The sequence below is a fragment of the Ruegeria sp. CE6 genome (genome assembly GCF_056537485.1).
Window position 1 is genome coordinate 469941 of the sequence record NZ_JBQFRR010000001.1, and the last position, 12802, is coordinate 482742.

8 protein-coding genes and 3 pseudogenes are annotated in these 12802 nt (G+C 54.4%); 1 reads left to right on the top strand and 10 read right to left on the bottom strand.

Translation table 11 applies throughout. The annotated features are described in order from the left end of the window. Positions 1-1301: 1301 nt before the first annotated feature. Positions 1302-3020: a glycosyltransferase family protein gene (locus ACR0DK_RS02255; RefSeq protein WP_170660560.1), complete on the bottom strand. Its 1719-nt coding sequence runs from the start codon at positions 3018-3020 to the stop codon at positions 1302-1304. 1207 nt (positions 3021-4227) lie between these two features. Next, a pseudogene (locus tag ACR0DK_RS02260) lies at positions 4228-4899 on the bottom strand (cephalosporin hydroxylase family protein). Between the two features lie 154 nt (positions 4900-5053). Between ACR0DK_RS02260 and ACR0DK_RS02265 the strand changes: the two are divergent. Beyond that, positions 5054-5339 (top strand): annotated as a pseudogene (locus ACR0DK_RS02265) (IS3 family transposase); the annotation flags it as partial. A gap of 28 nt (positions 5340-5367) precedes the next feature. Here ACR0DK_RS02265 and ACR0DK_RS02270 read toward each other — a convergent pair. The 8 genes and pseudogenes from ACR0DK_RS02270 to ACR0DK_RS02305 form a co-directional block, all read right to left on the bottom strand. Then, positions 5368-5677 (bottom strand): annotated as a pseudogene (locus ACR0DK_RS02270) (transposase); the annotation flags it as partial. A 169-nt stretch (positions 5678-5846) separates the two neighbouring features. Further along, the gene (locus ACR0DK_RS02275; RefSeq protein ID WP_170420491.1) at positions 5847-6299 is read right to left on the bottom strand and encodes an SRPBCC family protein; all 453 of its coding nucleotides are present in this window, start codon (positions 6297-6299) and stop codon (positions 5847-5849) included. Positions 6300-6401: 102 nt separating this feature from the next. Then, entirely contained in the window at positions 6402-7010 is a 609-nt protein-coding gene (locus ACR0DK_RS02280) for a nucleotidyltransferase family protein (RefSeq protein WP_170392516.1), read from the bottom strand. Continuing rightward, the gene (locus ACR0DK_RS02285; protein WP_480734681.1) at positions 7003-7785 is read right to left on the bottom strand and encodes an XdhC family protein; all 783 of its coding nucleotides are present in this window, start codon (positions 7783-7785) and stop codon (positions 7003-7005) included. Before ACR0DK_RS02285 ends, ACR0DK_RS02280 begins: the two co-directional genes overlap by 8 nt. Then, positions 7782-8963, bottom strand: a complete 1182-nt coding sequence (locus tag ACR0DK_RS02290; RefSeq protein ID WP_480734682.1) for a vWA domain-containing protein — start codon at positions 8961-8963, stop codon at positions 7782-7784. The genes ACR0DK_RS02285 and ACR0DK_RS02290 overlap by 4 nt, the downstream gene beginning before the upstream one ends. Beyond that, complete coding sequence (locus ACR0DK_RS02295; protein WP_480734683.1) at positions 8960-9835, bottom strand: AAA family ATPase; 876 nt, start codon at positions 9833-9835, stop codon at positions 8960-8962. The genes ACR0DK_RS02290 and ACR0DK_RS02295 overlap by 4 nt, the downstream gene beginning before the upstream one ends. A 46-nt stretch (positions 9836-9881) precedes the next feature. Then, positions 9882-12311 (bottom strand): aerobic carbon-monoxide dehydrogenase large subunit, encoded by a 2430-nt coding sequence (locus ACR0DK_RS02300; RefSeq protein WP_480706934.1) that lies wholly within the window; start codon positions 12309-12311, stop codon positions 9882-9884. Beyond that, positions 12308-12802 carry a (2Fe-2S)-binding protein gene (locus ACR0DK_RS02305; protein WP_170392521.1) on the bottom strand — a complete coding sequence of 165 codons (495 nt, stop codon included), beginning with the start codon at positions 12800-12802 and terminating at the stop codon, positions 12308-12310. Before ACR0DK_RS02305 ends, ACR0DK_RS02300 begins: the two co-directional genes overlap by 4 nt.

Below are 12802 nucleotides of genomic sequence, written 5' to 3' on the forward strand. Positions count from 1 at the left end.
TTACCGGATACAGGCATTGCGCGGATGAAAGCGAACGGCAGATTGTCCGCATCTTGAAAGTCATCATGCCTGGATTTGAATGTCCGCTTTGGGCTGCAGACCTGTCTAATGCGTCCGCAGCGCTGAACCGTTGTAGCAATGGCCGATAAGGGCACTCTCCCGCCGTTCTCTGCGGTGGGCATCGATTTGAAGTATAAGCCCTCACCTGCCTTTGATTCCACCTCTGCCATTCGTTCATGCAGCATGCCACAACCGCGCATTCCTGACATTCCAAATCCAGTGTTAGGTGGCAGGTGAGCGGACCAAAGCTGCCGTTCAGCTCGAATCAGCGGGCCCACGAATTTGGCTCCGAGCCGACATCCATAAATGACCTCAAATGCGGCGAACGTAGCCCACTTTGCTGTTATGCATTGCGATGGTGGAAATGCTTCTTCTACGAGCGACTGTAAAGCGAACGAACTGCCGTGAATTTCGCGCAGGAACTCATTTCACCCGTAGGATTTGGTGAAACGGCTCTATCTGCTTTTGATTGGTTTAAGCCGTTGAATTCGAAGACCCATACGGTTGCGCATGGTCTTGATGGTGTGACGTTTATCCACATCGCATCAAATGAAGTCTGGACGCTGACTCTTTTCCCGACGATGAATTACGAGTTGTCTACGCACGGTTCCAAAAACCTAGAAGATCACGGAAGTTGTATTCGGGACGGAGAGTAACTTACGTCACGTTTCAAAACAGATCGATGGTGCGCCCAATCCGATAGCATAGATTTAGCCGTAGACTCCATTTCGGCTGCGGCCAATATAGTTCTTAAGCCATGCACCAAGTGATAATGCGCCTGCCGTACAGCTTTAGGCGGCCGACTTAACTCTTGTGGTTGGTTAGTAAGTCGGCCGCCACAAACCAACCGCGGAAAACCGACGCCACTCCAACGTCCGTTTCTGTACCACGCTTGAGGATCGTGAAATCCATGGCTGTTTGTTTCGAGAGGGTAAGAAACAAAGCGAGAAAAACGCTACCGCTACTTTTTTTCATACCATTTTCAGAAAGAACAAAATTTTTTTACATTTTCCCAACGCAATCGTGAGGTCAATTACCAGGATGGTGTGGATGCCAGAATGTGGTTCTGCAATTACCTTTTCATCACCAATGCAAGCTTCAACAAGAAATTGCCGATTCTGGTAGATTTCCACAGACACCCGTCATCAAGTTGTCAAGGATCACGACAGAGTCGCCTTGGTCCAGAAACTCCCAGGCGATATGGCTGTCGACGTAGCCAGCGTCTCCGGTGATGAGAACAGTCACGAAGCAACCACGGATTGTCCAATGCGGTCAGGCCGACATACTGCTCGGACAAACCGTGGCAACTCAATTTCCGGCCTATCCATAGTCACATAATCGACGGCGTAATCTGCAGCGGCTTTAGAGCGCATTTCGTATTGATCGGATGCTTGAAGAATATATGCAGCTGCTTCGGCCGCAGTATTTACTCGTTCAAGATCCGGGAAGACTGACTCGGGAGCCCCAAAAGGTGCCATCATGGGCCAATTCCGTAGAACCGGTATAGCACCAGTAAGCATGCCTTCGACGAGACTCTCATGACTACCTTCTCTTTGGCTCGTAGATAAAACAAAGCCGATCGACCGGTACCAACTAGCAATGTCGTTTGTATACCCTTCAACTGAAACGCTATCTCCAAACTCAGAAAGTCTTTTCTTGAAATTGAGTTGATATTGCGCTTCAGAGTCCGATACATCGCTACCCCAAGGCTTTCCAACGAAACGAAGCCTCCAGGATGGATCATGCACCTGAAGTTCTTTGAGTATGTCGAGAGCGAATATTGGGTCCTTGTTTGCGGAAGCGTATTGCGTCATACCCAGGGTCTTTTTTGATAACGTCTCGCGCGTTATAAAGTTGAAATTCGACACATCTCTAATATTGGGAATGACATTTGTAACGGTGTCCAAAAGAGCCTTCTCACCCACCAGCGCAGTCAACACCTTACGAATTTGTGGCGCAATGAATACTAACCCATTGATCCTGCGAAAGTTCGCGATCAGAGGGTATGCCGTAAATGCTTCGTAGCTGTGTAAACGAACTATCAGCGGCTTTTCTTCCTGCAAATAGTGACTCATCCAGACAGCGCCCTCCGTCAGCCACTCACAAAAAACGATATCAGCCCAACCAACAAGGTCACTCGCTAACGGATTGCGGTCTGCCAGCGCTTCGCGGATAGCGGTCGCAGAGGGTCGCCCGGCGATGCTCTTTGTTTGGTACGAAATACCCAGTTTGCGATCCGTATTGGGAAACGCCTGCCTGATAATTCCAAAATCGAGGTAACGCACTTCAAATCCATCGTCCTCGAGTGCCTTCGCAGCCAGCGGAAAAAAGTTCCAGTTGTCAGAGACGACCAACACCTTTTTGCACTCGACGGGGGAACCACCATGCGCGCCGCCAACCTGCCCTGCCCTTATAAGGTCCTGCAATTCGATAGGGAAAGAAGCAACGGCGGGATCACCTTCCTGCACGGTTTGTATAAACCTCTGAAAAACTTCGGGAACCAGAAGAGGATGTCCACCCTTGTAAGGCACCCCGAACTTCAGTTCGTGCACCAACCACATATTGAATACACTTCGGCGAGAATTTGCCTCTTCGGCCACACCAAATTGGTCCAACAACTGAATGAACTTTTGGAAATGGCTACGATCCTCGAACGCATTACTCAACACGCCGATCACTGCAAAAGACAGTACCTTGCGGCGGCGGCGCGATTTCAAACGCGAAAGAGCGTCCAGCGACTGTTCGGCATCAAGTTGCAATGCCTTGACTACGGCCAGTGCTTCGAACGTTGCATCAGAACACAATCTGCGGGTCTCAAGTTTCCGTTCGACTTCGTGAACAAGGTCTATTTCCGCTTCTGCAACTAAGTCTGCCTTTCCTGCTCGAACGTCCGCGGCCTTTGCTTTAGCAAGAAGCTGCGCGCCATTCCTCAGCGCTGGATTACAATTCAACGCCTTCAAAATCGTCCCCGACGCTGAACGAAAGTTCTTCTTCTCGAGAGCGTGTTTTGCCGCAGAACGAAGTTTACGTGCTTCGACGTACTTTCTTGGGTGTGTCAGTCGAAAGATTATAGCATGCAATGATGAACTAAGGTGAAGACTGAAGGGCAATTCGAACCACCGATCTGGATTGTATCAATAGATACGCAGAACTATTCTAGGAAAGCGCATCAGTGCAACCGGCGATCCCCTTTATTCAACTGCTATGCCGCATAGTTGCCATACCATTCTAACGCAGCGTTGTTGAACTCAGAACTTCAATCGTATCAGAGGCACACGTTCAAGACGCAATCGTTTCCAACCAGTACAATCCCCGGCACATGACGTTGCTATACAACGACTTGGACACACAATTTAAACCACCGGCTTTTAACTTGAGACAAATCTGGCAGCCCTAAAGTGGTTCCAGCATTCTTCTGGTGAGAAGGGAGCGTAGATCTCTGAGAAGGCGCCGAACATTTCAGTGAATGTCCTTGCTCCAACGCGATCTGGCTTGGCCGAGACAGCTGGCGGGTGGCGGGTAGACCAGTCGTAGCGTTGTCCCCTTGTCCGTGTGTAGCGTCGCTAGGTGGCCACCAGCGTCTTCTATTGTACTTAAAGCCAAACTTGCTCGGAAACCTGTCATCGCATTAGGGTGTGATTGTACACCGGTCGTATATGCCAGTACATTGGCTAGTTCAGGCATGGTTGTGTCTTCGTCTTGCTCAATCCGTTCGATAAGAAATGAGCGATGGGGATCAAGATTGCTTTCACTGCAAGGTCGAACCTGCGGCGCGGCCTTCAATCGTCCAGTTCGTCGGACCGTAAACCTTGTGCGTGCGCCGGTTGCAGGCGAAAGTTACAACCATAACGCCGTCGCGCTCCCGCATAACCATTCTTCAATCAACTTTCGAAGCCGCGACCGAAACGCATCTGGCAATGGTGCTGTTATGATCCATCCTCTCATAAACGATGAATTACAATTCAGTTCTCATGGGAATCCCGGCGCTTCAGTTTTTCGATAGGACGCTCTAGCGATGTTATTCCACGCAACAAAACCTTAAGTGCATCGATCTTGTTCACGTTGTCGCAACAACGGGAACAAATTGAACGGCGTCTATCCAACAAAAAGAAAGCTAAGTGCATGGCTCTGCTGATCGCGACTACATAAAAGTCTTCACCGTCAAATCTAATCCCTACGCAAAAATCCATCAGGTGCAACGGTCACCTGCAGTTTAGTCGCCATATCGCGATCAATGGTGAAATCGGGATTGTCCTTTAACCAGCTGTGCAGAGCCGTTTTGGGGTTGTTCCCAACATCCCATGGGCGGTCTTCGAAGAATCCCTGCGGCATGTTTTCTACAAAGCTATCAAGAACCAGACAATAGCAACCTGAGGCAACCAAAGGCCCTTATGCCTCTAGTTCGGCGACAACATGGTCGTGGGTATGCATCGAATCGAGACAAACCATGACTCTCTTTGCGTCGCCCACAGCATCCTTGGCACGCGCGATAGTGTCTGGCGCAGTCGAGGATCCCTCGATCATAGTGATCCGGGAGGCCATCGGATGGCGTTCCATCGCGACTTTGTTGTGTGCACGAATATCGATGTCAATGCCGACGACGCGTCGCCTCGGATTAGCCGGATCAAGCAAATCTCCGGTTTCCACAGCGTCAGCATAGTCGAGCATGGCCAGCAATGACGCGGACAAAATCAAAGAGCCACCATGGGCGATGCCCGTCTCAAGAATAACATCGGATTTTGTCTCCCATACTATCTCTTGCAAGGCGACTATATCCTGCGGATATTGGATAATTGGCCGCCCCATCCAATCGAAATTGTAAACGTAACGCCGCTGCATGCTTTCGCGCCGCCAATCCTGGGACAAATGCTGAAAACTTGCATCATTTCGAAAGTCCAGAAGAGATGTGAGCCTCCCCAACTGAACTGGTCCACCGATATGTTTAGGAAACGGATGAATGAGAATGGCAAACTAGCGACCGAAGCCAGAAGAGATTGTCTCGTGGTTGCGGCAGGTTGAAGTTCTTATGGGGCGAGGCATGTCCCGTCTTGATGCGATCAGACTGATCGGGGTTTTTGAACAAACCTATTACTGCTGGAGAAAGAAGAACGGTGGAATGGGCGTAGACCAGTTGAAGGAACTGAAACGGCGTTAGAAAGAGACCGAGCGGCTGAAACACGCGGCTTCAGATCTGACTTGGACAAATTGTTCCTGACGGAAGCCTCAAAGGGAAACTTTTGAGCCCCGCTCGTCGTCGTCCCCATCCGCGATCACGCTTTCTTTGAGCAGGCGCAATTCCAAGGCCTATTCAGAAAAAAATTCCTTTAGATCAAGGGCTTCCCGTCTCAGATCCTTTACTTACGTGGAAGTCGCCGCGCGGGCCGTATCACCTGCCACGCGTTTCTTGCCGGATTCCAGGAATTCCTTGGACCAGCTGTAGTAGAGGCTCTGTGCAATGCTTTCACAGCGGCAAAACTCGGCATGCTATCCTCACCCTTCCGGTCATCCGGAACGGCCTGATCTTTTCCTCTGCGGAATACTGTTTGCGGGTCGCACGGGGAATGTCCTTTACGACCTTCTCACCGTGGCTCTGCTTGGTTCCGGGTTGCTTTCTCATCTCCACTCCTTGGCGGTTACGATGAGCCAGAAACCCTCTCTTATCAAATCGACTTAAACTGTCCCATTGGCGATGACGTAAGGCAGTTGCGCAGGCGGTACAAGTTGCCTTTCTGGTCGTTAGCGAGTGGAGCAAGCTTACAGACCTGCTTCATCTCCACCCATTATGATCAAATCATCGCGTCTTCATTCACTACATCAGCGAAGGACTTGAAGAATTTTCCAGCGAGCTTCTTGGCTGTGCTCTGGATCAAACGACTGCCGAGCTGAGCCAGTTTTCCGCCAATCTCGGCCTTGGCTTCATAGCGCAGGATCGTCGTGTCGCCGTCTGCACTCAGCGTCACATCTGCGCCACCCTTTGCATGACCAGCGGTACCACCATTGCCCTGACCAGACAGCGAGAATGCATCAGGGGCGCCGGTCTGGTCCAGGGTGACATTGCCTCCGAACCGCGCCTTGACGGGCCCTACTTTAAGCAAGACCTTGGCCTCCAGTTCAGTATCAGAATGCTTGATTAGTTCTTCACAACCCGGGATGCATTGTTTCAACACCTCGGGATCATTCAGTGCCGCATAGACGCGATCTTTCGGGGCGTTGATGATGATTTCGTCCTTCAGTTCCATAGTCTTGTCCTTCTTAGCAACAGGGAAATCTTATGTTGTCTGCTTGTTCAGTGGTCATTTCGAGCGATTTAAGACGCCCGCGCATCCAGATCAGAAGTCGGCTCATGAGATCGGCTCGTTCGCGGTTTCCAAATGGGTCGCATAGTCATCCGGGGTATCGACATCGGTGTAGAACCCTGGCGATGGCAGCTTAGCGGCTTGTACATGTTCGGGATGATCGCGCGTGAAGCCCAAGCAGCCGGGGCGTGCGGGGTTTTCCAGCAATCGCCGGCGCAATAGCTGCGGGATAGTAATTGGATTGCCTCGTGCGCCGTTATGGACAGGTATCGTCACTTTAGTCGCATCACCTGCAACGTGAGCGGCAATCAGATCTTGCAGATCCTGAGTGGTCAATAGCGGCTGATCACCCAAGCCGATCAGAAGCAGATGGGCGTCAGGTGCACAATGCAATCCCGTGGCAACCGAGCTCTGCTGGCCGCTGGTGAAGTTTGCATTGTGAACCAAAGAAACAGCTAGCCCTGATAATGCCCGGCGCACGGCGCTCGCCTCATGTCCTGTTACCACCGTCAGGTCAGTATCAATGGCACCTAAGTAAGCCATGGCTACCCGGCGGATCATCGGCACGCCGTCTATTGGTAACAGCAGCTTGTTTTGCGCCCCCATGCGACGGGAAAGACCGGCGGCCAGAAGGATCGCGGCAACATCAGCCATCGGCAAGCCCCACAGTCTGCCGTCTGACACGGACTAACTGCGCAAGGATCGACAGCGCTATTTCCTCGGGCGTGACCGCCCCCAGGTCTAGACCCGCCGGGGCGTGGACGGTGTTGATGACCTCGGGCGTTATGCCGGCGGTCTTTAGTTTTTCAGCCAGTGTCGCGAATTTCCGAGCGCTTCCGACAAAGGCAACATAGTCGGGCAAATCTGTCAGTACGGATTTGAGCGCGTCCAGATCTCCTTGGCCTTGCGTCGCAATGACAACGAAGCGTCGTCGATTGCACGTCGTATCAGCCGACGAGGTGCCAGAAACCGACCAGTGGAATTGCGGTGCCAGGGAACTAAGCGCTTGGGCCACAGGGGATGCGCCAAGCACGACAAGTTCAGGCATTGGCAAACAGGGCTCGATAAAAATGTCGACGGTGCCTTTTGACGGGCAACCATTGCGCGCAAAGCGCGTCCCGTTGACCTCATCCCCCGCTATCACGCCCATTTCTTCCAGGAGTTCCTCGGGCGCGACAGAAACCAGTTGCGGCTGACCGGCGCGCAAAGCCTCTACCGCAGCGCGTTTGACCGCGCCACGCGTGCATCCGCCACCAAGCCATCCATGCAGGATTGTCCCGTCCGCGCTGAGCAGCGCTTTGGCACCCGGCTTGGCCGCCGTCGCCCCCGCAGTGCGCACGATTGTCGCGAAGGCGAAAGGTTCTTGCCGGTCACGCAGGTCTTGTGCCGCATCGGCAAGGTCCGTGTCTAAGATCTCTGCCGGACTCATAGCGTCACCAATTTTGGTTCCAGGGCGGCAAGATCGGCAAGGGTGTTGGCCGGTTGAAAAAGGTCGAGATAAGGCAAGGCCGCAGCCATTCCGCCAGCTACAGGCGCGTAGTCGCTCCAACCCTTCAGTGGATTGAGCCAGATGATCTTACAGCCGCGTTTTCTCAGCTTCTCAAGCGCTGCTGCCAGGATTGCGGGTGGCTCAGTATCATAGCCGTCCGACAGGATCACTACGACAGACCGGCCATCTACAAAGCGCCGCGCATAGGTATCGGCAAAGCGTTGCAACGATGGCCCGATCTTTGATCCACCGCCGAAGCCATCTGCCATCAGCGACATCCGACCAATTGCACGCAGTGCATCTTTGTCGCGCAATGCTTCAGTGATGCGTACCAGCCGTGTGTGAAAAAGATAAGCGTCGGCATCTTTGTCAGCGCGCATCAGCCCAGCGAGAAAAGCAAGGAAAACTTGTGCATAGACGCTCATCGATCCCGATACATCGCAAAGCGCAACGATTTTGCGGCTGCGATCTGGGCGAGACTTGCGTAAGAGCTGCAGAGGTTCCCCTCCTGTCGCAAGGCTCAGGCGAATGGTCTTGCGAAAATGCAGGCGGTCGCCTTTGCGGGCGGCGATCCGACGGCGCGAACGTCGATCGCGCAAAGCGGCACCGATGCGACGCGCAACTGCTTCGGCCTCTGCGATATCATCCGCGCGGACCAGATCACGCAGATCGCGGCGGCTGAGATTGCGTTGCTGAGTTGCGATAAGTTTACCGGTGCCGTCGCTGTCGGCCTCGCCGTCACCGGAATCAGGAGCGATGGCGCTGCCCGATGCGCCCATATCCTGACCCTTGGCTTGACGAGAGGAATGCACGTCATCGCTGAGCGCAGACTGCGCTTTGGGCACGGCCCTTTGCTTCACCCGACCGGAATCCATCCAAAAACTATCGAAGAGGCTGTCGAACCGTTCGGCCTCATCCTTGCATCCTGTGCAGATGGCCCGTAACGCGCGACGGCTTTCATTCGGGACAGCGGCATTGACCTCGCCGAGGGCAAGCAAGGCAAGCTCTGCCTCTGCCACACCTAGGCGCAGGCCGTTCTGGCGCAAATGCGCAATGAACCCGGCGACACGGGCCGCTGGCCCCGGATCACGCGCCGCAAATTTGGAAACCCGGCTCATGCGGCCTTCCCCGCGATACGGGCCGCGACTTCAGCGGTGATCTGTGCCTGATCGCTTTGAGTTTTCAGCAGCGTGGTTAAGGTGGAGTGCAACACGGTTGGATCGTTGGTCAGATCCGCAATCCCAAGTCCCATCAAGGCGGCAGCAAAATCGAGCATCTCAGCGATGCCGGGCGTCTTTTCCAGTTCCTCCTCGCGAAGCTTTTGTACAAAGCCTACGACTTGCGCGCCAAGACGCGCCTCAATCGCAGGGCAGCGGGCTTTGAGGATTGCAAGTTCTGTCTGTCGGTCCGGATAATCGACATAGGCGTAAAGGCAGCGACGACGCAGTGCATCGGATAGATCGCGTGTGCCGTTTGAGGTCAGGATCACGATCGGCTTACTAGAGGCCGTGATGGTGCCGAGTTCTGGGACAGTCACTTGATAGTCGGCCAGAACTTCCAGCAAGTAGGCTTCGAATTCCACATCAGCGCGGTCAATTTCGTCGATCAACAAAACAGGCGGCGTGTCCTGGGTAATGGCGGCCAATAGAGGGCGTTCCAACAGGAAATCACGGGAAAAAATACGCTCTTCAACGCTTTTGCCCGTCTCACCATCTTCGGCGGCGGCGCGGATCGTCAGCAATTGCCGCTGGTAGTTCCATTCGTAGATGGCCTGCGCGGCGTCGAGCCCCTCATAGCATTGCAGTCGGAGCAATTTGGTGGCGCGCGCATCGCTCAGGGTGCGCGCGACCTCTGTCTTACCTACGCCCGCGGCGCCCTCCAGAAGAAGGGGCCGCTCCAACGTCAGCGCCAAATGGAGAGCAACTGCTAGGTCGTCGGATGCGACATAGCCCTGCCCTTCAAGAGCGGATTGTAAATCGGTCCAGGTCATGTGTGTCTCCGGGCAGAGCGGAACGTCTCCGCCCTGCCTTTCGCCTTTAGCCGTGCAGGCCAAGCTCATTGGCGGTCTTCCAGATCCGCCAGTGATCATGTGGCATGTTGGTATGCCGCAGACCAAAGGCCCGAAACGCATCTTGCACCGCGTTGGAGAAGCATGGCACCCCGCCCACATGCGGACTTTCGCCCACGCCCTTCGCACCGATGGGATGATGTGGCGACGGCGTGACGGTGTAGTCGGTCTCGTAATTCGGAACCTCCCATGCCGTCGGCAGGAAGAAATCCATCAGCGTGCCCGTCTTCACGTTGCCCTGATCGTCATAGGCGATTTCCTGGCCCAAAGCGACGGCGAGTGCCTCGGTCAAGCCGCCATGCACCTGTCCTTCGATGATCATCGGGTTGATCCGGGTACCGCAATCGTCCAGCGCGTAGAAGCGGCGGATGTCTGGCACGCCTGTATCCACATCAATATCCATCACGCAGACATAGGCACCGAACGGATAAGTCATGTTCGGCGGGTCATAGTAGCTAACCGCTTCAAGCCCTGGCTCAATCCCTGGAATGGCCTGATTGTAGGCGGCGAATGCGATTTCTTTCATGGTCTTGAACCGCTCGGGCGCTCCTTTGACCACGAAACGGTCGACGTCGAACTCGACGTCATCGTCATGCACTTCCAACAGATAGGCCGCGATCATTTGCGCCTTGGCGCGGATCTTGCGGCCAGCCATGGCCGTAGCCGCCCCGGCAACCGGGGTCGAGCGCGAGCCGTAGGTGCCCAGACCATAGGGCGCGGTATCGGTGTCGCCCTCTTCGATGGTGATGCTATCGGCAGGTAATCCGATCTCGGAGGCCAGTATCTGTGCGAATGTCGTCGCGTGGCCTTGCCCCTGCGAAATCGTTCCAAGCCGTGCAATTGCAGAGCCCGTGGGATGGATGCGAATTTCGCAGCTATCGAACATGCCGAGACCCAGGATATCGCAATTCTTCACTGGGCCAGCACCCACTATCTCAGTGAAGAAACTGAGACCGATTCCCATAAGCTTGCGCGTTTCGCCCCGTTTGAACGCCTCTACACGCTCGGCCTGTTCCTTGCGCAATCCCTCGTAGTCGACGGTGCTGAGCGCTTTGTCCCAGGCAGTGTGATAATCGCCAGAGTCATATTCCCAGCCAAGCGCAGCCTGATAGGGGAATTGCTCTTTCTTGATGAAGTTGATCCGGCGCAAATCTGCCGCGTCCATGTTCAACTCGATCGCCAGCACCTCGATCATCCGTTCGATGAAATAAACCGCCTCTGTCACGCGGAAGGAACAACGGTAGCTGACCCCGCCCGGCGCTTTGTTGGTGTAGACGCCATCAACCTCAAGGAATGCAGTCGGGATGTCGTAAGATCCGGTGCAGATATTCATGAAACCCGCCGGGAATTTGGTTGGGTCGGCGCAGGCGTCAAATCCACCATGGTCCGCTGTCACATGGCAATGCAACCCGGTGATCTTGCCGTCCCTGGTGGCAGAAATGCGGCCCTTCATCCAATAGTCGCGGGCAAAGGCGGTGGTCATCAGATTGTCCATCCGGTCTTCGATCCACTTTACCGGTTTTCCGGTGACGATGGAGGCGACGACCGAACACACATAGCCCGGATAGGCCCCAACTTTATTTCCAAACCCGCCGCCAATATCGGGAGAGATCACACGGATATTGTGTTCCTCGATCCCGGAAATCAGGCTGACCACAGTGCGGATAGCATGAGGCGCCTGGAACGTGCCCCAAAGAGTCAGCTTGCCATTGACCTTGTCCATTGAGGCGACACAGCCGCAGGTTTCCAGTGGGCATGGGTGCGTACGGTGGTAATACATGGTCTCTTCGGCAACGACCTCGGCATTGTCGATTGTCTCGAATGTTGGATCCTTGTCGCCCGCTTCCCACGTGAAGATGTGGTTGTGATGCTTTCGAGGACCATGTGCTCCATCGATTGGTTTGCCATCCTCGCCCACGGTGTCTTCACGCAGAACTATCTCTGATTCCATCGCCTTGAACGGATCGACCAGAACCTCAAGCTCTTCGTATTCGACCTCGACGGCCTCGATTCCATCTGCCGCCGCATAGCGGTCTTCGGCCACCACAAACGCCACTTCCTGGCCTTGAAACAGAACCTTGCCATCGGCCAGAACCATTTGCTTGTCGCCGGCCAGCGTCGGCATCCAATGGAGGCCGAGCGGTTCAAGGTCCTTGGCGGTCAGCACAGCGAGAACGCCGGGCACTTCAAGCGCTGCCGCCGTATCGATGTTGGTGATCCGTGCGTGAGCGTAGGGAGAGCGGACGAAATCTCCAAAGAGCATCCCGTCGAGCTTCACGTCATCGACGTAGTTGCCCTTGCCTTGAGTAAAGCGGGCATCTTCGACCCTTTTGCGCGAACAGCCCATGCCCTTGAGGTTCGCGGTGCGTTCCTCACGATCTGGTGTCATGTCATTCATTGGGCCGCCTCCTTGGCTGCATTCATCTCGGCCGCTGCGGCTTTGATGGACTTCACGATGTTCTGATACCCGGTACAGCGGCAGATATTACCTGCCATGCCAAAACGGATCTCTTCCTCGGACGGGTTCGGGTTCTCTTCGAGCAACTTTGCCGCACGTGTGATCATGCCCGGTGTGCAGTAGCCGCATTGCAGCCCGTGATGTTCCTTAAACGCCTCTTGCAGCGGGTGCAGCGCGTCAGGCCCACCGATGCCTTCGATGGTTGTGATATCCTTGCCATCGGCCTGCGCCACGAACATGGTGCAGGACTTGACTGATTTGCCATCAATGGTGACGGTGCAAGCGCCACAATGGGAAGTCTCGCAACCAATATGCGGGCCGGTGATATTGAGCCGCTCGCGCAGCGTGTAGATGAGAAGTTCGCGTGGCTCGGCAAGGAATTCCTCTTCCTTGCCGTTCACCGTGATCTTGTAGTGTTGTTTCTTTGACAT

Excerpts from the sequence above, each read along its gene's own strand:
- ACR0DK_RS02275 (WP_170420491.1), bottom strand. The coding sequence starts at position 6,299 with ATGGAACTGAAGGACGAAATCATCATCAACGCCCCGAAAGATCGCGTC.
- ACR0DK_RS02280 (WP_170392516.1), bottom strand. The coding sequence starts at position 7,010 with ATGGCTGATGTTGCCGCGATCCTTCTGGCCGCCGGTCTTTCCCGTCGC.
- ACR0DK_RS02285 (WP_480734681.1), bottom strand. The coding sequence starts at position 7,785 with ATGAGTCCGGCAGAGATCTTAGACACGGACCTTGCCGATGCGGCACAA.
- ACR0DK_RS02290 (WP_480734682.1), bottom strand. The coding sequence starts at position 8,963 with ATGAGCCGGGTTTCCAAATTTGCGGCGCGTGATCCGGGGCCAGCGGCC.
- ACR0DK_RS02295 (WP_480734683.1), bottom strand. The coding sequence starts at position 9,835 with ATGACCTGGACCGATTTACAATCCGCTCTTGAAGGGCAGGGCTATGTC.
- ACR0DK_RS02300 (WP_480706934.1), bottom strand. The coding sequence starts at position 12,311 with ATGAATGACATGACACCAGATCGTGAGGAACGCACCGCGAACCTCAAG.
- ACR0DK_RS02305 (WP_170392521.1), bottom strand. The coding sequence starts at position 12,802 with ATGTCAAAGAAACAACACTACAAGATCACGGTGAACGGCAAGGAAGAG.